This window comes from Streptomyces sp. MAI_2237 (genome assembly GCF_054189285.1).
Genome location: NZ_JAJPGQ010000001.1, coordinates 754,084 through 775,078, shown reverse-complemented (window position 1 = coordinate 775,078; position 20,995 = coordinate 754,084). Strand labels below are relative to the sequence as shown.

Genomic DNA, 20,995 nt, shown 5'->3' with positions numbered 1-20,995 from the left:
GCTTTGGGCCCTATGTCCATCGCGGCCCTCTTGAGTCACCATGGCAGGACGGTGACAGACCGCTGGTCATGGGAGGCGTCATGAAGCTCGGCAAGGCACTGGCGACCGGAGTGGCGGAGGAACGGCCGCAGATCCACGAGGAAGAGCCCGAACTGCCCGAGGAGATCACCCAGGAACCGAAGGCCCCCGAAGAGGTCCCGGCGGCCCGATGAGGCTGCGGCTTCCGGAGGAACGCCCGACGGAGCCGCCCACCGGATACAAGATCGCCCACCCGGTGCTGTCCCAGGACGGCACCCGGGCCGGGTTCACCGGTGTGTCGCTGGGCGGCGCGCTGCCGTACGGCGTCCTGGCCGACGCGTCCTGCGTCTACGGCCTGCGGCACGGCGCACCGCACCGCCGCTGCGACTGCGGCTTCCACTGCGTGCACGACCGCCGAACCGCCGAGGCGCTGCTGTGCACGGCCGAACACCGGGCCGCCGTCCTGCTGGAGGTGGTGGTCCTCGGCCGCTACATCCGCTTCGAGCGCGGCTTCCGCTACGCCCGCCAGCGGGTGCGCACCGCCACGGCAGGGCCCTGTGCCTGCGGCGCCGTCGCCGCGGCCCTGGCCGACGCGGGCTGGGGGCGCCCCGGCTGGCGCGTCCTCGCCCCCTCCTGCGCGGGCTGCATCCGCGCCCGTACGTCCGTCTCGCTCGCCGCGTTCGCCCGGCTGGCGGGGGAGGGCCTGCGCGTCGTCGCCGCGGCCGAGGGCGCCCGGCGGACGGCCGGTACCGATCCCACCGCCGCCGGTTCTCTCGGCGTGCCCGAACTGGTCGCGGAGGCGGCGCTGTTGCAGGCCCGTCTCGACTGGTTCCAGACCCAGCTGGCCAGGCTCGGCGAGCCCGGCGGCCGGGGAGGCCGGCAGGGGTAGCCGGGGAGGTGACGGGTACTCGGGGTGTTCCCAGCGTTTCGAACGACAGGAACACGAGAGGAGGCGGCCGTGACCGGGACCACCACCCCCCGGCCGGTGCGCGACGAGCACCACTCCGTGGGTGAACTCGTCAACAAGGCCACCGAACAGCTCTCCCGGCTCCTACGACAGGAAGTGGCCCTCGCCAAGGAAGAGCTCGCCGCCAAGGGGCGGCGCGCCGGACGCGGTGGCGGACTGCTCGGGGCCGCGGGCGCGTTCGCGTACGCCGGACTGCTCGCCGCGGCCGGGACGGCGATCGCCGCTCTCTCGCTGGTGCTGTCCGTGTGGGCCGCGGCGCTCATCGTCACAGCGGTGCTGTTCGTGATCGCCGCCGTCCTCGGCGCCACGGGCCGCGCCCAGCTGCGCAAGGCCACGCCCCCCACGCCGGAGGAGGCCCTCGGCAGCGTCAAGGCCGATGTCGAGGAGATCAAGGAAAGGGCACACCGATGACGGACAAGGCGGCCGGGGACACGGGCGTCGAGGGAGCCGAGGAACTGCGGCGGCAGATCGAGCAGACCCGCAGTGAACTCGGCGACACGGTTGAGGAGTTGGCAGGAAAGATGGACGTCAAGGGCCGCGCGCGGGCCCGCGCGGATGACCTCAGGGACAAGGCGGGCGCGATGAGCGTGCAGCTGCGCAGCTCGGCGGCCCACGCGGGTCACACCGTGCAGCAGCGCGCCACGCAGGCGGGCCACAAGGTTCAGGACACGGCCACCAAGGCCGGTCACCAGGCACACGACCGGGCGCTGAAGGCGGGCCACACCGCCCAGGACCGCACGGCACGCACCCGCCACACCCTGGAGGACAGGGCGGAGCACGGCATGCCGTGGCCGGCCGGTCCCGTCGTGAAGGCGGCGGTCCGCCACCCGCGGCCCGCGCTGCTCATCGGCGCGGCGGTGCTGGCGGTCGCGGTGGTGTCGTGGAGGTACCCCAAGAAGTAGCAGGCAGGTCAGGTGCGGGAGTGCGACCGCGGGGCGCGGGGCCGCAGTCGCGCACACGCCGGACGGGTGACGAACCCGTCCGGCGTCCGGCTGTTTCCAGCCGACTCACGAGCCCCCGGCAGGCTCACCACTCTCACGGCAGGCTGAGCGCAGGCTCAGCCTCGCGGCAGTCTCACGACCCTCACGGCCGCACCGGCGGCTTCGCGGCGGTGGCCCGCAGGGACGCCCGCAGCTTCGGCGGCCACTTCCGGGTGTCGCGGGGCTCGACGTACGGCTCCTGGGCCGGTGACTGCCCGTGGACGACCGCCCGCTCACGGGACAGCTCCGCGTCGAACTCCAGCCCCAGCAGGATCGCCAGGTTCGACAGCCACAGCCACACCAGGAACACGACGGCCCCGGACAGGGTGCCGTACGTCCTGTTGTAGGAGCCGAAGTTGGCCGCGTACAGCGCGAACCCCGCGGACGCCGCCAGCCAGATCAGGGTGGCCAGCACGCTCCCGGGGCTCACCCAACGAAAGCCCCGCCCCCGCACGTTGGGCGCCGCCCAGTACAACAGGCCGATCATGAGCACCACCAGCAACAGCAGCACCGGCCACTTCACGACACCCCACACCGCGATCGCGGCGCCGCCCAGTCCGACCGCCGTTCCCGCCCGCTCCGCGAGCGGCCCGGTGAACACCACGATCACCGCGCTCGCCGCCAGCAGCAGCATCAGTGCCACGGTCAGCGCCAGCCGCAGCGGCGTCAGCTTCCACACCGGGCGCCCCTCGGGCAGGTCGTACACCGCGTTGGAGGTCCGGATGAACGCGGCGACGTACCCCGACGCCGACCACAGCGCCACGAGCAGCCCCACCACGGCCAGCACGCCGCTCGTACCGCCGCTGTCGCTCAGCTGCGTCACGGAGTCCCGCAGGATGTCCCGCGCGGGGCCCGGCGCGAGCCCCCCGATGTTGTCGAGGATCTTGTCCGTGGCACTGCGCCCCACCACCCCGAGCAGGGACACCATCAGCAGCAGCGCCGGGAAGAGCGACAGCACGCCGTAGTACGTGAGCGCGGCGGCGCGGTCGGACAGCTCGTCGTCCAGCAGTTCCCTCGCCGTGCGCCGTACGACCGCCCGCCAGGATCGGGCGGGCAGCCGACGGGGACTGTCCCGTCGACCGGAGCTGTCGTTGTCGGCCATGACCAGTGAGTCTCCCGAATTCCCTTCCCGAATCGCCTACTTGAGTCGGACCTGGCCGTGGAGGTCGAGCCGGACCCGGCCGTGGCGGCACGCCGAACACTTGGATCGTCTGGACAAAAAAAGTTTTCGGTGAGACGGTGGACGCATGCTGGACGTCACCGTGATCGAGGACCCCGAGGCCGCCGCCGTCTCCCTGGACCCCATACGGGCCCGGCTGCTCGCCGAGCTGGCCGCCGGGCCCGCCTCCGCGGCCATGCTCGCCGGGCAGGTCGGGCTGCCGCGGCAGAAGGTGAACTACCACCTCAAGGCGCTGGAGCGGCACGGCCTGGTCGAGCTGGCCGGCGAGCGCCGCAAGGGAAACGTCACCGAGCGGCTGATGCGGGCGACCGCGGCGTCGTACGTCATCTCGCCGCTCGCCCTCGCCGCCGTGCAGCCGGACCCGGACCGCTTCCGCGACCAGCTCTCCGCCCGCTGGCTGCTGGCCCTCGGGGCCCGGCTGGTGCGCGACGTCGGGTCGTTGATCACCGGCGCGGCCAAGGCCCGCAAACGGCTGGCCACCTATGCCCTGGACGGCGAGGTCCGCTTCGCCTCTGCCGCCGAACGGGCCGCTTTCATCGAGGAGTTGACGGCCGGGGTCACCGCCCTGGTCCGCAAGTACGACGCCCCGGACGCCGAGGGCGGCCGTGACCACCGGATCGTCGTCGCCGTCCACCCCACCCTCAAGGCAACCGAGCCGCCACAGGTACCGCAGTAGTCAGGAGCCCACCATGTCCAAGGAATTCGAGATCGTCCGGGAGTTCGAGGTCGACGCCACCCCCGAGCAGGTCTGGGAGGCGATCACCACCGGAACCGGCGGCTACCTGTGGCCGATGGACCCGCCGGAGCCCAAGGTGGGCGGCGCCGGGCCCTTCGGGTCCACGGTCACCGCCTGGGACCCGCCGCACCGCTACACCAACCGCGTCGCGGACGTCCAGGGCATCTCCGAGCAGACGATGAACCAGCTCGACTACACCGTCGAACCCCGCGACGAGGGCCGCCGGGCCTGGGTCCGGTACGTGCACAGCGGCATCTTCGTCGACGACTGGGACAACCAGTACGACGGCGCCGCCAAGCACACCGACTTCTACCTGCACACCCTGCGCGAGTACCTGGTCCACTTCGCGCCCCGGCCGGCCGCGTTCGCCACCTTCGACGGGCCTGAGGCCTCGAAGGCCGCCGACGCCCTGGCCGTCGTGGGACGAGCCCTCGGCGTCGGCGAGGACGTCACGGCCGGCACCCGGGTGACGGTCCACGGACCGGACGCCTTCGACGCCGTGGTCGACTTCCGCAACCCGTACTTCATCGGGCTGCGCACCGACCGGGGCATGACCCGCGTCTTCGGACGCAACCACTGGGGCCACCCGGTCGGCATCTCGCTGCACGACTTCACCCCGGGCACCGACATCATGGAGTGCGAGAGCGCCTGGCAGGGCTGGCTGAACGGCGTGTTCGACCAGCCCTGACCGGGCGGGAGCGTCACGGACGGAAGCGCAGCACCTGCGGGTCGTGGTCGCTGATCTGGTCGTGGAACTCCGAGTTGATGTGCACGGAGTCGTAGTCCAGGTCGCAGCCGCGCCGGATCGACGGGCTCACCAGGATCTGGTCCAGGACCTGCTGGTTGCCCTGGTAGTCGTAGGTGTACCGCTCGCTCTTCGGCAGGGACTTGATCGCCGACCACAGCTCGCCGTCACCCTCGAGGATCTGGGCGGTGCCGGAGAAGTCGAAGTCGTTCATGTCGCCGAGCGCGATGACGTCCGCGTTCTTCTGGACGTCGAGGATGCTCTTGACGAAAGCGTTGACCAGCGTCGCCTGCGCGTGGCGCTGGGTCTCCGAGCTGCGCGTCGGGGGCTGGTACTGCGAGGTCAGACCCTGGTCGCCGCCCTTGGAGTTGAGGTGGTTGGCGATCACGAAGACCGTGCGGCCGCGGAAGACGAACTCGCCGGCCAGCGGCTTGCGGCTGGACTTCCAGGCGTCGTTCGCCGGCTCGATGCGGCCCGGGGAGGCCGTCAACTGCGCCTTGCCGCGCACCTTGGTGACACCGACGGCCGTCGTGGAGTCGCCGCCCGCGCGGTCGGTGAAGGACACCCGCTCCGGGTTGAACAGGAACACCTGGCGGATGTTGCCGCCGGGCTCGCCGCCGTCCTGGTCGTTGACCGGGTCGATCGAGCGCCAGTCGTACTTCGGGCCGCCCGCCGCGACGATCGCGTCGATCAGCTTGTTCACGGTCGCGCTCGCGTCGACGACGCCGTCGTCCTTCGCGCCGTCGTTGTCCTGGATCTCCTCCAGGGACACGATGTCCGGCGACTGCAGGTTGTTCACGATCGCGGCGGCGTGCGCGGCGAACGTGCTGTCGGACGGGTCGAGGTTCTCGACGTTGTACGTCGCCACCGCCAGCTCGCCCCGCGCCTGCTTGCGGGTGGTCTCGCGCTGCAGCCCCCCGCTCTCGAGGGTGCCCAGCTCGCTCGCGGCCAGGGTGTAGCCGCCGTACTGGTTGTAGTCCAGCGGGCCGGTCGTGGTGCCGGTCAGCGTGTCGCCGACGTTCGCCACCGGGAAGCCGGAGGTCGGGCCCAGCGACTGGATCTGCAGCCGGCCGGTGTTCTGGGAGTCGTAGGAGCCGTACAGCGCGCCGCCGCGGCGGGTGCGGTTCTCGTGCGGCTTCACCGTGACCCACAGCTCGCTGTAGGGGTCGGTGGCGGTGACCACGCGGGCGTCGGCGACCTGGACGTTCATGCCCTCCAGGGACTCGTAGTAGTCCAGGGCGTACGTCGAGGGCTCCAGCGGCAGGCCGTTGATCGAGCCGTTCGCGGCGCTGTCGCCGGCCGGGGCGTACTCACCGGGCACCGACTTTGCGTCGATCACCGTCGGCGCCGGGACCGCGTTGCCGGTGGAGACGGTGACGACCGTCGGCTTGGTGATCTCGGTGACCGACTGGTTGCCGGACGAGGTGCCGCCCGGGACGTACTCGGAGACCGTGCCGGAGACCGTCACCGAGTCGCCGACCGCGACCTTCGGGGTGGAGCTCGTGAAGACGAAGACGCCCTCGCTGGTGGCCGGGTCGTCGTCCGGGGTGGGGTCCTGCATCCAGAAACCTCTGGAGGAGCCGTAGGTGCGCGTGGCCGTGACGATGCCGGGCACGTCCGACACCTTCTGGCCTGCGTACGGGGATATTCGGGTCGTGCCCTGGACGTCGTGGATGCGCACGGAGTCGGCGTGCGCCGGCGAGGTCAGGGCGACGGCGGACGCCGCGGAGCACACGGCGGCGACGGTGAGCGCGGCGAGACGCGCGGAGGACTTGCTCGGCAACGGAATCCCTCCGGGGATGTTCGTGAGTGCCGGGACGAGGGTGGGTCGTGGGGGGAGGGTGACGCGCGTAGAAAACAGTGAACAGTTGTCCCCCGAGTTTCTACGCGCGTCAATCTCCTGCCTGCTCCGGCCAGTTGTCAAGGTTTCGGCCATGTCCGGGGGCCGACGAGGAGATGAACCGGGCGGCATAGGTGGAAATCCGTCTAGGCTGAGCCACTGAGTCGTACGCGTCCAGGTGGTCGTACGGTCTTCGAGGCGCCCGAGGAGAACCGAGCCGATGTCAGACAGCTCCCCCCTGCCGCCCGTGCGGCTGCACCCCGAAGCGGAGCTGGCGCGGGACGCGCTGTCCACGCCCCTGCTGTCCCGGGCCGCGAGGCTGGCCCGCTGGGCCGGTCCGGACACCCGCGTCGACGCCGGGGGAGAGCTCGCCGAGGAGCAGCTGCCGGCCGCCGCCGAGGTGCTGGGCCTGACCGGGGACGACGCCGCGGCCGACGCGGGCGAGGCCTGGCGGGCGGCCGTGGACACCGGGCTGGTGGAGATCGCCGACGAGGACGCCGGCACCGTCACGGCAGGTCAGGAGCTGGCGCGGCTCACCGCCGGCTCCCCGCACGACGTGCTCGCCGTGTGGCAGGGCGTCCTGGAGACGGTGCTCGCCGACGCCAGTGTCCCGGACATCGAGGGCTTGGAGGAGGCCCTGGCCGAGGACGGCGAACTCGACCTCTCCGGGCTGGAGTGGGACCCCGAGGCGGAGGCCGCGTTCCTCGACGGCGTCCTCGGCAACCTCTACCTGCTCACCGTCAGCGAGGACGGCCCCGGCGACGCGCCCGTGCCGCTGCCGGCGCTCGCCGCCTCGATGATCGTGCCCTCCGACATGGGGGAGCCCACCAACGACGTCCTGGAGCAGGTCTCCGACGCGATGATGCGGCTGGACGACCAGTTCCGGCTGCTGCAGCCGGTCGGGCTCGTCGAGTACCAGCCCGTCGACGAGGCCCTGATGGCCGACGCCGACGAGGAGCCCGCCGCACCCGTCGACGACACGGACGTCTCCCGCTACGGCATGGTCCGGCTGACCCCACTCGGGCTGTACGGGCTGCGGGCGCGGCTGCTGGAGGCCGGCTTCACCGCGCCGGCCGTGGGCGACCTCGCCGACAAGGGGGCCGACGCGCTGCTCGACGGCACGGCGACGTTCCCCGCCGGGGCCGCGCAGGCCGAGACCGAGCAGTGGCTCGCCCGGCGCGAACCCCTCACCGCCGCGCGGGAGTTGCTGGCGGCCGCGCGCGGCGCGGACGCCGGCGCCCCTTTGCGGCGGCTGCGCTGCCAGCAGGCCCTGTCACTGGTCGGCGTCGAGGCGGAGCCCGCGCTGCGTGAGGTCCTCGACGACGCCGAACTCGGCGGCCTGGCCCGCGTATGGCTGGCCGAGCGGGGCGTGCCGGACGTGCCCGCCCCGTCGGAGGCGATGATCTTCTGGCTCACCATCGACACGGTCGCCGCACAGCTGGCCGCCGAGGGCAACTCCGACGAACTGCGCGAGCTGGTGCAGGGGCTGGCCGCACAGCACGGCGAGTTCTTCGACACGGCCTGGCGGGTGGACCACCCGGCCACCGCGGACGTCCTGGAGGCGATGGGCCGGCTGCACCCGGACAAGCGGGTGGCCAAGGAGGCCCGCAAGGCGGCCTTCAAGGCGAGGTCGCAGCAGGGGGGTTGAGCGAGCGCTCTCAAGGCGCGCGCCAGACAAGGTCGTTGAGCGAGACCGCTCCCGGCGGGGCGGTTGAGAGTCCTTTCAAGTCGGGCTCCCGGCAGGGCGCTTGAACGCGCCGTGGCCCCACGCTCGGCGGGGGCCACGGACCGTCCCGTCCCGGCCTTCAGCAGTGGTGGACCGTCGTGTGCTTGAACGACGACGTCGCCCCGTTGAAGCCGTACGTCCCCCGGTAGGCCGGCGGGTTCTGGAACTCGCCGGGACCCCGGCTACTCCTGCGCGGACACCTCGCCGATCGCGAGCACGCGCACGGGTACGCCGTCGAGTTCCTCCGGAACCACGTCCTCGTCCCTGAGCCGGTCCCTGGGCACCTTGCGGGCCACGAAGGCGACGATGACGTCCCGGCCCGTGGCCTCGTCCCTCCCGGTCCCGACCCCCGTCACATTGGGCAGGCCCATCAGCCGGCCCTCATGGAGGCTGCGCGCACGACGTGCGTCCACTTCGGCTCGCCTCCCCCGGGTTCTCCAGGCAAGAGGGTGTCTATTCCCCGAGCACCGCCGGTCAAGATGGTCTGCGGTAAATCATGTGATTGGCGAGGTTTGGTACCGGTCGACCTTGTTTACGAAGATTCGTCCGACCGATTACCCGGGCGCGAGGGACTTTTGCTTTCCGTGGGCCGCCGCGTACGGATTCATGGAACTGCGTCCGGTGGCGTCGCCCGGTGTTCAACTCCCGTTCAGGCGTGGGCGGGACGGTGTCGCCGACCCGAGGTCCGCCACCCTCCACGGCACACCCACCGTCACAGGAGACACCATGTCGCTCACCCGCAGGGACTTCGCCAGGAAATCCGCGATCACCGGTGCCGGTGTCGCGCTGGCGGGCAGCGTCGGCGCCCTCGCCACCGCTCCCAACGCCCTCGCGTCCACCGACACCGAGACCGCCGAGGAGGGGACGGCGCACGGCCACGGCGGCGTCGGCTACGGACCGCTGCTCCCCGACCCCGACGGCATCCTCGCCCTGCCGGCCGGCTTCAAGTACCGCATCATCACCTACAGCGGCCGCACCAAGCTGGAGTCGGGTGAGTTCACCCCGTCCAACCACGACGGCACCTCCACCTTCGACGGCCCCCGCGGCGCGACCCTCCTCGTCAACAACCACGAGCTCAAGGGCCCCCGTTCGAGCTGGACGTACCCGGTCCCGCTCACCGAGGGCCTGGTCTACGACCCCGCCGCCTCCGGCGGCTGCACGGTCGTCGAGGTCCGCCGCGACCACGTCGCCGAGTGGGTCGGCATCGCCGGCACCTCCACCAACTGCGCGGGCGGCAACACTCCTTGGGGCACCTGGCTGACCTGCGAGGAGACCGAGGACAAGGCCGGCCAGAACGGCATGACCAAGGACCACGGCTACGTCTTCGAGGTCGATCCCGCCGACCGCCGGGCCAACCGCGACCCCAAGCCGATCAAAGCACTGGGCCGTTACGCCCACGAGGCCGTCGTCGTCGACCCCAAGCGCGGCCACCTCTACCTGACCGAGGACGCCTCCAACCCCAACGGGCTGCTGTACCGCTGGACCCCGCCGGCCGGCTTCCACCACGGCCGCGGCAGGCTGCGCACCCTCGCCGCCGACGCGGGCGTCCTGCAGGCCTTCAAGTGCTTCGACTCCGGCGGCAAGTTCGTCGACGACCTCTCCCGCGCAACGAAGATCGGCACGGTCTACGGCGTCGACTGGGTGGACGTACCCGACCGCGACGCGAGGACCACCTCGGTCCGCAAGCAGTTCACCGAAGGCCAGATCACCCGTGCCCGCAAGCTGGAGGGCATGTGGTGGGGCGACGGCGGCGCCTACATCGTCTCCTCCTACGCCCGTGACGAGAGCCCCGTCCAGCACGACGGCGCGGTCTGGTTCTACGACCCCAAGCGCCGCACCCTGACCCTCAAGGTCCTGCTCGGCGTCAACCCCGACCCCGCGCAGGAAGGCCGCTTCGACGGCCCCGACAACATCACCGTCTCCCCGTACGGCGGCCTCGTCATCGCCGAGGACGGCGAGGGCCTGCAGCACCTGTTCGGCGCCACCGACAGCGGCCGCACCTACCCCATCGCCCGCAACGAACTGAACATCGGCACCGAAGAGGAGCCGGAGTACAGCGAGTTCACCGGCGTCACCTTCTCGCCCGACGGCGCCACCCTGTTCGCCAACATCCAGGAACCGGGCATCATGCTCGCCATCACGGGGCCGTGGAAGCGGCAGAAGCGCGGCTGAATACCCTTCCTGAATTAATTCGTTGGCTCACCCCGCGGCCCCCTCCTAGAGTGATGAACGTCCAGGTGCGAAGGCAGGACCTACTTCCACTGATAATGGGGCGGTCGCGGGTTCGAGTCCCGTCACCGGTACAACGCGCCGGTGTAGCTCAGGGGTTGGAGCACCTACGTCGGTTCCGCCGACCTTGTTCTCTGGACACCACAACTTCATGCACCTCCCGGTGCGCAGGCTGCGGCTACTTCCCTTTCTCAGAGAATCAGTGCCGCCGCCGACCTTGATCTCGGGAGGCGCAGCTCATGGTGGGTGCCCGGTGCGCAGGCAGCGGTTACTTCATTGGATCGGGCGGTTGCGGGTTCGAATCCCGTCATCGACTTCGGGTCGGTGTAGCTCAAAGGGAAGAGCACCTGGCTGAATCCGTCGCCGACCCCTGATCTCGGGCGCCCTCCTTCTGCCGCGCCTCCCTCCGAAACCTGTTCAGAATTCGGGGGAATTCACCATGGCGCGATTCAACACCAAGGGCGCGAAGGCGCAGCCCACTTCGCGCGTCACCTCCACGGGCCGAGTGCTCCGCACCTACGAGGGCGGCCGCGGCCGCGAGCGGGACGCGCGCTCCGAACTCTTCCTGCTGGCGGTGTCCCATTTCGCGGCGGACACCTTCTACGAGACCGGTGCCGACCGCGACGACCGCTACGCGCATCTCGTACGCCGGCTCGCCGTCGAGGACCCGGCGTGGACCGCGGGACTCCTGGGCTGGCTGCGCGGCGAGGGAAACCTGCGTACCGCCTCCGTGGTGGGCGCCGCCGAGTACGTGAAGGCGCGCCTCGACGCGGGCGCCACCGACGGCCCGTCCAACCGCCAGGTCGTGGCCTCCGTGCTGCGGCGCCCGGACGAGCCCGGCGAACTGCTCGGGTACTGGACGGCGATGTACGGCCGTAGCGTTCCCAAGCCCGTCAAGCGCGGTGTCGCCGACGCCGTGCGGCGTCTCTACAGCGGCAAGTCGCTGCTGAAGTACGACACCGCGTCCAAGGGCTACCGCTTCGGCGACATCCTCAACCTGGTGCACGCGGCGCCCGACCCGGACAAGCCGTGGCAGGGCGCGCTGTTCCAGTACGCCCTGGACCGCCGGCACCACCCGGACACGGCGGTGCCGCCCGCGTCCGACCGTGTCCTGACCGCGCACCGCGAGCTGATGGCGCTGCCGGTGGCCGAGCGGCGCGCGCTCGTCACCGCACCCGACGGCGCCGAACGGCTGGCAGCGGCCGGCATCACGTGGGAGGCGCTGGCGGGCTGGCTGCAGGGCCCGATGGACAAGGCGGCCTGGGAGGCCGTGATCCCGTCCATGGGTCCGATGGCGCTGGTGCGCAACCTGCGCAACTTCGACCAGGCCGGTGTGTCCGACGAGGTCGCGGCGCAGGTGGCGGCGAGGATCAGCGACCCGGCGGAGGTCGCGCGCTCGCGGCAGTTCCCCTTCCGGTACCTCGCCGCGTACCAGCACGCGCCGTCGCTGCGCTGGTCGTACCCGTTGGAGCAGGCGCTCGGCCACTCGCTGGCCAATGTGCCGGCGCTGCCGGGCCGCACGCTGGTCCTCGTCGACCGCTCGGGTTCGATGTGGGCGCGGCTGTCGGACCGTTCGGAGCTGAACCGGGCGGACGCGGCGGCGATCTTCGGCACGGCGCTCGCGCTGCGGGCGCAGAAGTCGGACCTGGTGCAGTTCGGCAGCACGAGCCGGCGGCTGTCCTTCCGTAAGGGGGAGTCGGTGCTGAAGATCCTGGAGCGCTTCGGCGACCTGGGCGGCACCGACACCACCGGGGCGATCCGGGCGCACTACCGAGGCCAGGACCGGGTGCTGATCGTCACGGACGAGCAGTACGCGTTCAGCCAGTACGGCGACCCGACCGAGCAGGTTCCGGCGGATGTGCCGGTCTACACCTGGAACCTGGCCGGGTACCGGGCGGGTCACGGCCCGTCGGGCCGGGCGAACCGGCACACCTTCGGCGGCCTGAGCGACGCGGCCTTCCGGATGGTGCCGCTGCTCGAGGCGGCCCGGGACGCCGACTGGCCCTGGATCGCCTGAGCCATCTGATCGTGGCCCGCACTTCTACGGGGGGTGCGGGCCACACCCTTGCCCGCACCCTGACTGACATCTAACATTTCAGTTGTGGAAGCCATCCGGCCGGTCGGCCGCACCCTGCTGAGGGACCGTGCCTACGAGGCCATCCGGGACGCCATCGTGACGGGGGAGATCGAGCCGGGCGCCGTCGTGCGGGACGCCGAGCTCGCCGAGCGGCTCGGGCTGTCCCGGGCCCCGGTGCGGGAGGCGTTCTCTCGGCTGGTGGACGAGGGGCTGCTGGAGAGCAAGCCGCAGAGCTACACCCGCGTCACGCCGCTGGTCGCCGCCGACGTCCGGGACGCCGCCGCCGTGGTCGGTGCCATGCACGAGCTGGTCACCCGCACGGCCGTGCCCCGTCTCTTCGCCGCCGACGTCGAGGCGATGCGCACCGCCAACGAACGGTTCGCCGCGGCCGTCGGCGCGGGCGACGTCGACGGAGCCCTGGAGGCCGACGACGCCCTGCACGACGTCCTGGTCCGGGTCGCCGGCAACCGCGCGGCCGCCGCCACCATCGTCCGCTACACCCCGCTCGTCCGCCGTCTCGAACGCCGTCGCTTCGGCGAGAGCACCTGCCGTTCGGCCGGACTGCACGAGCAGCTGATCGAGGCTTGCGCGTCCGGTGACGCGGAGGCGGCGGTGCGCGTCACCGCCGAGATCTGGCGCAGCCTCGCCGACCTCGTCGACCGCACCGACGGCGACTGATCCCGACCCCTCCGGGAGGACCCGTGTCCCTGTCCCTCTCCTCGTACGACCGCTACCCGCTCCTTTTCGGCCCCTCCCCGGTACACCCGCTCGAGCGCCTCACCGCCCACCTCGGCGGCGCGTCCCTGTGGGCCAAGCGGGAGGACTGCAACTCCGGGATCGCCTACGGCGGCAACAAGACCCGCAAGCTGGAGTATCTCGTCGCCGACGCGCTCGCCCAGGGCTGCGACACCCTGGTGTCGATCGGCGGCGTGCAGTCCAACCACACCCGCCAGGTGGCCGCCGTGGCCGCCCGGGCCGGCCTCAAGTGCGTGCTGATCCAGGAGAGCTGGGTGGACTGGCCCGACTCCGTCTACGACAAGGTCGGCAACATCCTCCTCAGCCGCCTCGCCGGGGCCGACGTCCGCCTGGTCAGGGCGGGCTTCGGCATCGGCTTCAAGGAGAGCTGGGAGCAGGCGCTCCGGGAGGTCGAGGAGTCGGGCGGCAAGCCGTACGCCATTCCGGCCGGCGCCTCCGACCATCCCCTCGGCGGCCTCGGCTTCGCCGGCTGGGCCCACGAGGTGGCCGAGCAGGAGCGCGAACTCGGCGTCTTCTTCGACACGGTGGTCGTCTGCTCGGTGACCGGGTCCACCCAGGCGGGCATGGTCGCCGGTTTCACCGCCCTGGAGGAGGCCGGGGGACGCCCGCGCCGGGTGCTCGGCATCGACGCCTCGGCCAAACCCGCCACCACCCGCGAGCAGATCGCCCGCATCGCCCGGAACACCGCCCAACTCATCGGCGTCAAGCGGGAGTTGACCGAGACGGACGTGGAGCTGGACGAGCGGTACCACGCGGGCACGTACGGCATCCCCGACGACACCACCCTGGAGGCGATGCGCCTCGCGGCCCGCACGGAGGGGATGGTCACCGACCCCGTCTACGAGGGCAAGTCCATGGCCGGCATGATCGACCTGGTCTCCCGCGGCGAGATCCCCTCCGACTCCACGGTCCTCTACGCCCACCTGGGCGGCCAGCCGGCCCTGAACGCCTACAGCGCGCTGTTCTGACAGGGCGGACCATCACCCTCAGCCGCAGGGACTCCGCCCAGTCACCCGCGCGCAGAGCCCGCCGGCTCGCGAAGGCCCCCTCGTCGTACCCCTGCATCCGCTCCAGCTTCCAGAACCCCTCGGCACCGATGCGCCAGAAGCGACGCTCGAAATCGGCGACATACGCCTGCTGATCGAGACGCGTGGTCGCGGAGGTGGGTGAAGTCCGGCACAGGGGCGCCTTTCGGCTCGGGGTGCGGACGGGGCCGCCTCGGCGGTATCGGCGCCCGAGGCGGCATTCCCGTCCGCCCCTTTCACAGCGCCTCGGCCGACGGCTTCACCATTCCTCTTACCGTGCGGGCCTTCACGAAGGCGCCCATGGCCGTCATCTCCCATTCGCCGGAGAACTGGCGGATGAGCTTGGCCATCATCACGCCTGTCTGGGGTTCGGCGTTGGTGAGGTCGAAGCGGACCAGTTCCTCGCCGGTGGCGGCGTCCAGGAGACGGCAGTAGGCCTTGGCGACCTCGGTGAACTTCTGGCCGGAGAAGGAGTTGACGGTGAAGACCAGACCGGTGGCCTCCTGGGGGATGCGGCCGAGGTCGACCACGATCACCTCGTCGTCGCCGCCGCCCTCGCCCGTGAGGTTGTCGCCGGAGTGCTTGATCGCGCCGTTCAGGATCGACAGCTTGCCGAAGTAGCAGCTGTCGATGTGGTTGCGCTGCGGGCCGTAGGCGATGACCGACGCGTCCAGGTCGATGTCCTTGCCGCGGTAGGCCGGCTCCCAGCCGAGGCCCATCTTGACCTGGGAGAGCAGCGGGCGGCCGCCCTTGACCAGGGAGACGGTCTGGTTCTTCTGCAGGCTGACCCGGCCCTTGTCGAGGTTGATCTTCCCGGTGCCGGGCGCGGGGGCGGGCGGTGCGGCCGGGGGAGGCGGGGCCGCCGCCGGCTGCGGGACGGACATGGGCGGGGCGAGGGGCGCGGCGGGAGCAGCGGCCGCGGCCGGCTCCTCCACCGTGACGCCGAAGTCGGTGGCGATGCCCGCCAGTCCGTTGGCGTACCCCTGGCCGACCGCGCGGGCCTTCCACTGGCCGTTGCGCAGGTAGATCTCGACGACCACCAGAGCCGTCTCGGTGCCGAGCTGCGGGGGTGTGAACGTCGCCAGGACCGCGCCGCTGTCGGCGTCCCTGACGGTGGCGGTCGGCTCGATGCCCTGGAAGGTCTGGCCCGCGGCGTCGGGGCTCGCGGTGACGACGATCTTCTCGATGCCGGGCGGGACGGCGGCGGTGTCGACGGTGATCGCGTCCGGGGACGTACCGCCGCCGGACCGGTACGTCACGCCCGGTCCGGCCGGCTGGTTGTAGAAGATGAAGTCGTCGTCGGAGCGCACCTTGCCGTCGCCGGTGAGCAGCAGGCCCGACACGTCGAGCCGCACGGGGGCGGCGACGTCGACCGCCACGCGTGAGACGGACAGAGGGATGTTCGAGCCCGGGGTCATAGCTGTCATGCCGGGTGAACGAACGGACCCGCTTTACCGTTCCCTTAAACTTCCGCGGCCCACCGGATCGCTCAGGGCACCACGACGATCTTCCGGCCGACCCCGGCGGCGAACTGCTCCAGCGCCTGCGGGTACCGCTCCAGCGGGATGCGGTCGCTGATGAAGACGTCGGGGTCGAGGACGCCGTTGCCGAACAGTTCCGCCGCCCGCTCGAAGCTGTGCAGGACCGCCATGGAGCCGGTGATCGTGATCTCCTGGTTGTAGATGCGGTACGGGTCGATCGTCACCCGGGTCGCGTAGTCCGCCACCCCGAATTGCAGGAACGTTCCGGCCTTGGCCACCCGCCCCAGGCCGTCCTGGATCGCCGCCGCGTTGCCCGTCGCGTCGATGACCAGGTCCCAGCCCTGGGGGCGGTCCAGCTCGTCGGGGTTCGCGGCGGACGCCGAGACCCCGAGGCGCCGCGCGGTCTCGAGCCGCTCCGCGTTCAGGTCGACGACGTCGACGCTCGCCGCGCCGGTGCGCTTGGCGAGCTCCAGCATCATCAGTCCCATCGTGCCCGAGCCGTAGATCAGCACGTGGGCGCCCAGGCGCGAGCGCAGGACGTCGTAGCCGCGGATCGCGCAGGACAGCGGCTCGACCAGGGCGGCATCCTGGGTGCGCACATGGTCGGGGAGCTTCACACAGTTCGCGACGGGCGCGACGGCGTACTGGGCCGCGCCGCCGCCGGTGGTGACGCCGATGGCGGCCCACCGCTCGCAGAGGTTGCTGTGGCCCGTACGGCAGTACCGGCACTCGTGGCAGTACAGGGAGGGGTCGACCGCCACCCGGTCGCCGATCGCGACCTCCGTGACCTGGGCGCCCACGCCGACGACCTCGCCGGCGAACTCGTGCCCCGGCACGATCGGCAGCTCGGGCGCGAACTCGCCCTGGAGGATGTGCAGGTCGGTGCCGCACAGTCCGCAGGCGGCGACCTCCACGACGACCTCGCGGGGTCCGGGCGTCGGGTCCGGGACCTCGGTGACGACGGCGCGGCCCACGGACTCGATGACGGCGGCCTTCATTTGACGGCTCCAAGCGACAGGCCCTGGACCAGCTTGTCCTGGGCGGCGAACCCCGCGGCGAGCACCGGCAGGGAGATGACGAGCGACGCGGCGCACACCTTGGCCAGGAACAGGCCCTGGCTGGTGATGAAGCCGGTCAGGAAGACGGGGGCGGTCTCGGCGACCACGCCGGTCAGGACCCGCGCGAAGAGCAGTTCGTTCCAGCTGAAGATGAAGCAGATCAGGGCGGTCGCGGCGATGCCCGGGAGGGCGATGGGGGCGACCACGCGCGCGAGGATCGTCGGCAGCCGGGCGCCGTCGATCTGCGCGGCCTCGATGACCGCCACCGGGACCTCGGCGAGGAAGGACTGCATCATCCACACCGCGATCGGCAGGTTCATGGCGGTGTAGAGCAGGACCAGCAGCCAGATGTTGTCCAGCAGCCCGGCGTTCTTGGCGAACAGGTAGATCGGCAGCAGGCCCGCCACCGCGGGCATCATCTTCGTCGACAGGAAGAAGAACAGGACGTCCGTCCACTTCCTCACCGGCCGTACGGACAGCGCGTACGCCGCCGGCAGGGCGAGGAGCAGGACGCAGAGCGTCGACGCGACGGACGCCACGGTGGAGTTGATCAGCGCCGGCCAGGGGCTCGCGCCGCCGCCGGTGCCGAAGAACTCGCGGTAGCCGTCCAGGGTGAGGGAGGCCGCGAAGGACGGCGGGTTGGTGGCCGCGTCCGACTCGGAGTGGAAGGACGTCAGCGCCATCCACGCGATGGGCAGGAAGAACGCGATCCCGACCAGCCAGGCCAGCAGCCCCAGGCCGGCTCCCCGGCGGCGCGGGCGGGTTCGTACGGCGACGGTGCTCATGCGCGGGACACCTCCTCGCGGAACAGGGACGACACCACGCGCAGCGCGAAGGTGGCGATGACGATGGAACCGATGACCACCAGGACGCCCGCGGCGGAGGCGAGGCCGTTCTCGTGGGCCTGGTAGAAGCTCTGGTAGACGGTGTAGGGGAGATTGGCGGTGCCCAGGCCGCCGGAGGTGATCGTGAAGACGGCGTCGAAGTTCTGGACGATGTAGATCGAGCCCAGCAGAGCGCCGAGTTCGAGGTACCGGCGCAGGTGGGGGAGCGTCAGGTGGCGGAAGATCTGCCAGTCGCTCGCGCCGTCGACGCGGGCCGCCTCGATCTGCTGGTGGTCGCGGCTCTGCAGGCCGGCGAGCAGGATCAGCATCATGAACGGCGTCCACTGCCAGACGAGCGAGGCCTCCACCGCCATCAGCGGGGTGCGGGAGATCCAGTCCGGCTGGGGGCCGCCCACGTAGTGGAACAGGCCGTTGAACAGGCCGTATTCGGGGTTGTAGAGCACGTGTTTCCACAGCAGGGCCGCGGCCACCGGGACCACCAGGAAGGGGGCGATCAGCAGGGTGCGGACCACCCCGCGGCCCTTGAACCTGCGGTCCAGGAGCAGGGCCAGGAGCAGGCCCAGGATCAGGCTGACCAGGACCACGGTGACGGTCAGCAGGACGGTCGTCCACACCGAGTGGCGCAGGTCGGCGTCGGTGAGGACCTGCCGGTAGTTGTCGAGGCCGGTGAAGTGGCGGGCCTTGGGGTAGAGGGCGTTCCAGTCGAAGAACGAGATCACCAGCGTGGCCACGAAGGGGAGCTGGGTCACCGCGATCATGAACACCAGGGCGGGCAGCAGCGGGGCGCGGGTGGCCCAGGCGCGCAGCCGGGTCGAGGGTGCGTTCCGGGTGCGTACGGGAGTTGCGGCGATCGGTGCCGTGGTCGTGGCGGTCATCGTCCCTCGTACTCCTTCGAGATCTTCTCGGCGAGCTGCTGGGACCTCTTCAGCGCCGCGTCGACGGACTGGCGTCCGGCGATGGCGGCACTGATCTCCTGGGAGACCTTGGTGCCGAGATCGGTGAACTCGGGGATGCCGACGAACTGGATGCCGGGCGCGGGGCGCGGCTGCACCCCCGGGTCGTCGGGCCGGGCGCCCTCGATGGCCTGCTTGGTCATCTCCTGGAAGGCGGCGGCCGACTTGACGTACTCGGCGTTGGTGTAGGTCGAGGCGCGTTTGCCGGCCGGTACGTTGGGCCAGCCGCTGGTCTCGCCGACCAGCTGCTCGTAGCCCTTGCTCGACGCCCAGGAGACGAACTTCCAGGCCTTGTCGGGGTTGCGGGAGGCCTTCTGGATGCCCCAGGCCCAGGTGTAGAGCCAGCCGGAGCCGGCGGTCTTCTCCACCGGGGCCGGGGCGTAGCCGAGTTTGCCCTTCACGGGGGAGCCCTCGGCCTCCAGGGAGCCGGCCGCGGAGGTGGCGTCGTACCACATGGCGACCTTGCTCTGGGTCATGTTGTTCAGGCACTCGGCGAAGCCGGACTGGGCGGCGCCGGACTCACCGTGTCGGCGGACCAGGTCGACGTAGAACCTGGTCGCCTTCTCGAAGGCGGGGGAGTCCAGCCGCGCCTTCCAGTCCTTGGTGAACCAGGTGCCGCCGAAGGTGTTGACGACGGTGGTCAGCGGGGCCATCACCTCGCCCCAGCCGGGCAGTCCGCGCAGGCAGATGCCCCTCAGGCCGGGCTTCGCGCCGTCCGCCTTCGCGGCGAGGCCGGCCACCTGCGTCCAGGTGGGGTGCGCGGGCATGGTGAGGCCCTTCGCCGCGAAGACGTCCTTGCGGTACATCAGGAACGACGACTCGCCGTAGAAGGGCTGCCCGTAGAGCCTGCCGTCGTCGGCCGTCAGGGACTGGCGCATCGGTTTGAGGACGTCCTGCTCGTCGTAGGAGGGGTCCTTCGCCACGTACGAGTCCATCTCGCGCAGCCAGCCGTTCTTGGCGTAGATGGGGATCTCGTAGTTGGAGAGCGTCGCCACGTCGTACTGGCCCGCCTGGTTGGCGAAGTCCTGGCTGATCTTGTCGCGGACGTCGTTCTCGGGCAGGACGGTGAAGTTGACCTTGATGCCGGTGTCCTTGGTGAAGTGCGCCTTGGTGAGTTTCTGCAGCTCCACCATCTGCGGGTTGTTCACCATCAGGACGTTGATGGAGTCGCCGCCGGAACCGGACCCGCCCGCCCCGGCCCAACAGCCGGAGAGCAGCGGGGCGAGCAGCGTCCCTGCGGCGGCCAGGGCGAGCGTTGCTCGCGGTGGCCTTCGTCGGCTCGGGGTGCGCATGGATCGCTCCTGGACATAGGGGGTAGAAGGGGCGCCGCTCGGCACGGCGTCCCCCGGTGTCGCGTGCAGGCCGGGCTGTCAGACGCGGATGACCTGTGGCCCTTGCAGTGAGTACCGGTGGGCCTCGGCGGACGGCAGCAGGGTGCTGGTGACGATGGTCTCCAGCGCGCCGATCTCCGCGAACCGGCAGAAGCTGACCGCGCCGAACTTGGTGTGCACGCCGGCGAACACCGTGCGGCGCGCGGCCCGCATCGCCTGCGCCTTGACCTCGCTGACGGCCGGGTCGGGGGTGGTCAGGCCGTGTTCGCGGGAGATGCCGTTGGCGCCGATGTAGGCCAGGTCGAGGACGAAGCCGGCCAGCATCTTCGTCGTCCAGTGGTCGACGGTCGCCAGGGTGCCGGGCCGGACCCGGCCGCCGAGCAGCAGGACGGAGGTGTTCTCCGCCTCCGCGAGGGCTCCGGCGACGGGCAGGGACGCGGTGACGACGGTGAGCGCCCGGTCCCTGGGCAGCGCCTCGGCGATGAGCTGTGGGGTGAAGCCCTCGTCGACGAAGACGGTCTCGGCGTCCCCGAGCAGCTCGGCCGCGGCGGCCGCGATCCTGCGTTTCTCGGGCACATGGCTGGTGGCCCGGAACGCGAGCGTCGTCTCGAAGCCGGCGCTCTCCACGGGATAGGCCCCGCCATGGGTGCGGCGGATCAGGCCGTGGTCCTCCAGGGCGCGCAGATCCCGTCGTACGGTCTCCTTGGCCACGCCCAGCTGTGCGGCGAGCGCCGTGACGTCGACCGAGCCGGTGGCGCGCGCGACGCGCACGATCTCGCGCTGGCGCTCCTCCGCCGTCCTCGCGGTGTTCGCCGTCATCGCCGTCACCTGCTTTCCTGCCGTGTCCGCGGGCTGCCCGTTCGGGCCCGGTGGGACCCATGCAGGAAGTTCTACAACCGGCGCTCGGCGCTGACCAGGCTTGTTGCCGGCCCGATGCTGCCCGGGTGTGCCCGTTCCACCAAGCGGAGCGTCCGCCTCGGACCTGCGCGGCTGTGCACGCGCGCGTGGGAGCGGGCAGCGTCCGTGCCCGAACACGGCGGCGGGCGGG

20 protein-coding genes are annotated in these 20,995 nt (G+C 71.3%); 11 read left to right on the top strand and 9 right to left on the bottom strand.

Annotated features, from left to right (window positions below):
- Positions 1–80 precede the first annotated feature (80 nt).
- The 4 genes from LN251_RS03625 to LN251_RS03610 all read left to right on the top strand — a co-directional run bounded on the left by LN251_RS03625 (position 81) and on the right by LN251_RS03610 (position 1,887).
- Positions 81–212, top strand: coding sequence for a hypothetical protein (locus LN251_RS03625; protein ID WP_458243053.1), 132 nt, complete (start codon positions 81–83; stop codon positions 210–212).
- Positions 209–907, top strand: coding sequence for a hypothetical protein (locus LN251_RS03620; RefSeq protein WP_458243052.1), 699 nt, complete (start codon positions 209–211; stop codon positions 905–907). The genes LN251_RS03625 and LN251_RS03620 overlap by 4 nt, the downstream gene beginning before the upstream one ends.
- A gap of 69 nt (positions 908–976) precedes the next feature.
- Positions 977–1,396, top strand: coding sequence for a phage holin family protein (locus LN251_RS03615; RefSeq protein ID WP_058926047.1), 420 nt, complete (start codon positions 977–979; stop codon positions 1,394–1,396).
- Positions 1,393–1,887: a DUF3618 domain-containing protein gene (locus LN251_RS03610; RefSeq protein WP_458243051.1), complete on the top strand. Its 495-nt coding sequence runs from the start codon at positions 1,393–1,395 to the stop codon at positions 1,885–1,887. The genes LN251_RS03615 and LN251_RS03610 overlap by 4 nt, the downstream gene beginning before the upstream one ends.
- Before the next feature lie 181 nt (positions 1,888–2,068).
- Here the strand turns inward: LN251_RS03610 and LN251_RS03605 are convergent, their stop codons facing one another.
- On the bottom strand, positions 2,069–3,067 hold the full coding sequence (locus tag LN251_RS03605) for a YihY/virulence factor BrkB family protein (protein WP_458243050.1): 999 nt from the start codon (positions 3,065–3,067) through the stop codon (positions 2,069–2,071).
- 145 nt (positions 3,068–3,212) lie between these two features.
- Between LN251_RS03605 and LN251_RS03600 the strand changes: the two genes are divergently transcribed.
- Together LN251_RS03600 and LN251_RS03595 are read left to right on the top strand one after the other, a co-directional pair.
- The gene (locus tag LN251_RS03600; protein ID WP_058926050.1) at positions 3,213–3,821 is read left to right on the top strand and encodes an ArsR/SmtB family transcription factor; all 609 of its coding nucleotides are present in this window, start codon (positions 3,213–3,215) and stop codon (positions 3,819–3,821) included.
- A 13-nt stretch (positions 3,822–3,834) separates the two neighbouring features.
- Positions 3,835–4,569, top strand: coding sequence for an SRPBCC family protein (locus LN251_RS03595; RefSeq protein WP_458243049.1), 735 nt, complete (start codon positions 3,835–3,837; stop codon positions 4,567–4,569).
- Positions 4,570–4,582: 13 nt separating this feature from the next.
- Here LN251_RS03595 and LN251_RS03590 read toward each other — a convergent pair whose 3' ends face one another.
- Entirely contained in the window at positions 4,583–6,409 is a 1,827-nt protein-coding gene (locus LN251_RS03590) for an endonuclease/exonuclease/phosphatase family protein (protein WP_458243048.1), read from the bottom strand.
- Between the two features lie 277 nt (positions 6,410–6,686).
- On the opposite strand from LN251_RS03590, the gene LN251_RS03585 reads away from it, so the two are divergent.
- Complete coding sequence (locus tag LN251_RS03585; protein WP_458243047.1) at positions 6,687–8,114, top strand: hypothetical protein; 1,428 nt, start codon at positions 6,687–6,689, stop codon at positions 8,112–8,114.
- Between the two features lie 260 nt (positions 8,115–8,374).
- On the opposite strand, the gene LN251_RS03580 is transcribed toward LN251_RS03585, so the two are convergent.
- Positions 8,375–8,605, bottom strand: a complete 231-nt coding sequence (locus LN251_RS03580; RefSeq protein ID WP_458243046.1) for a hypothetical protein — start codon at positions 8,603–8,605, stop codon at positions 8,375–8,377.
- A 313-nt stretch (positions 8,606–8,918) separates the two neighbouring features.
- On the opposite strand from LN251_RS03580, the gene LN251_RS03575 reads away from it, so the two are divergent.
- The 4 genes from LN251_RS03575 to LN251_RS03560 all read left to right on the top strand — a co-directional run bounded on the left by LN251_RS03575 (position 8,919) and on the right by LN251_RS03560 (position 14,222).
- Positions 8,919–10,364 carry an alkaline phosphatase PhoX gene (locus tag LN251_RS03575; protein ID WP_458243045.1) on the top strand — a complete coding sequence of 482 codons (1,446 nt, stop codon included), beginning with the start codon at positions 8,919–8,921 and terminating at the stop codon, positions 10,362–10,364.
- 496 nt (positions 10,365–10,860) lie between these two features.
- Positions 10,861–12,438 (top strand): TROVE domain-containing protein, encoded by a 1,578-nt coding sequence (locus LN251_RS03570; protein WP_458243044.1) that lies wholly within the window; start codon positions 10,861–10,863, stop codon positions 12,436–12,438.
- A gap of 84 nt (positions 12,439–12,522) precedes the next feature.
- Positions 12,523–13,176, top strand: coding sequence for a GntR family transcriptional regulator (locus LN251_RS03565; RefSeq protein WP_458243043.1), 654 nt, complete (start codon positions 12,523–12,525; stop codon positions 13,174–13,176).
- A 29-nt stretch (positions 13,177–13,205) separates the two neighbouring features.
- On the top strand, positions 13,206–14,222 hold the full coding sequence (locus LN251_RS03560; RefSeq protein ID WP_458243260.1) for a 1-aminocyclopropane-1-carboxylate deaminase: 1,017 nt from the start codon (positions 13,206–13,208) through the stop codon (positions 14,220–14,222).
- Between the two features lie 293 nt (positions 14,223–14,515).
- Here the strand turns inward: LN251_RS03560 and LN251_RS03555 are convergent, their stop codons facing one another.
- From LN251_RS03555 to LN251_RS03530, 6 genes are all read right to left on the bottom strand, one after another.
- Positions 14,516–15,697, bottom strand: a complete 1,182-nt coding sequence (locus LN251_RS03555; RefSeq protein WP_458243259.1) for a TerD family protein — start codon at positions 15,695–15,697, stop codon at positions 14,516–14,518.
- Between the two features lie 71 nt (positions 15,698–15,768).
- Entirely contained in the window at positions 15,769–16,758 is a 990-nt protein-coding gene (locus LN251_RS03550) for a zinc-dependent alcohol dehydrogenase family protein (RefSeq protein ID WP_458243042.1), read from the bottom strand.
- Positions 16,755–17,603: a carbohydrate ABC transporter permease gene (locus LN251_RS03545; protein WP_458243041.1), complete on the bottom strand. Its 849-nt coding sequence runs from the start codon at positions 17,601–17,603 to the stop codon at positions 16,755–16,757. Before LN251_RS03545 ends, LN251_RS03550 begins: the two co-directional genes overlap by 4 nt.
- On the bottom strand, positions 17,600–18,538 hold the full coding sequence (locus tag LN251_RS03540; RefSeq protein WP_458243040.1) for a carbohydrate ABC transporter permease: 939 nt from the start codon (positions 18,536–18,538) through the stop codon (positions 17,600–17,602). Before LN251_RS03540 ends, LN251_RS03545 begins: the two co-directional genes overlap by 4 nt.
- Entirely contained in the window at positions 18,535–19,908 is a 1,374-nt protein-coding gene (locus LN251_RS03535; protein ID WP_458243039.1) for an ABC transporter substrate-binding protein, read from the bottom strand. The genes LN251_RS03540 and LN251_RS03535 overlap by 4 nt, the downstream gene beginning before the upstream one ends.
- 78 nt (positions 19,909–19,986) lie before the next feature.
- Entirely contained in the window at positions 19,987–20,766 is a 780-nt protein-coding gene (locus LN251_RS03530) for a DeoR/GlpR family DNA-binding transcription regulator (RefSeq protein WP_058928485.1), read from the bottom strand.
- Positions 20,767–20,995 lie beyond the last annotated feature (229 nt).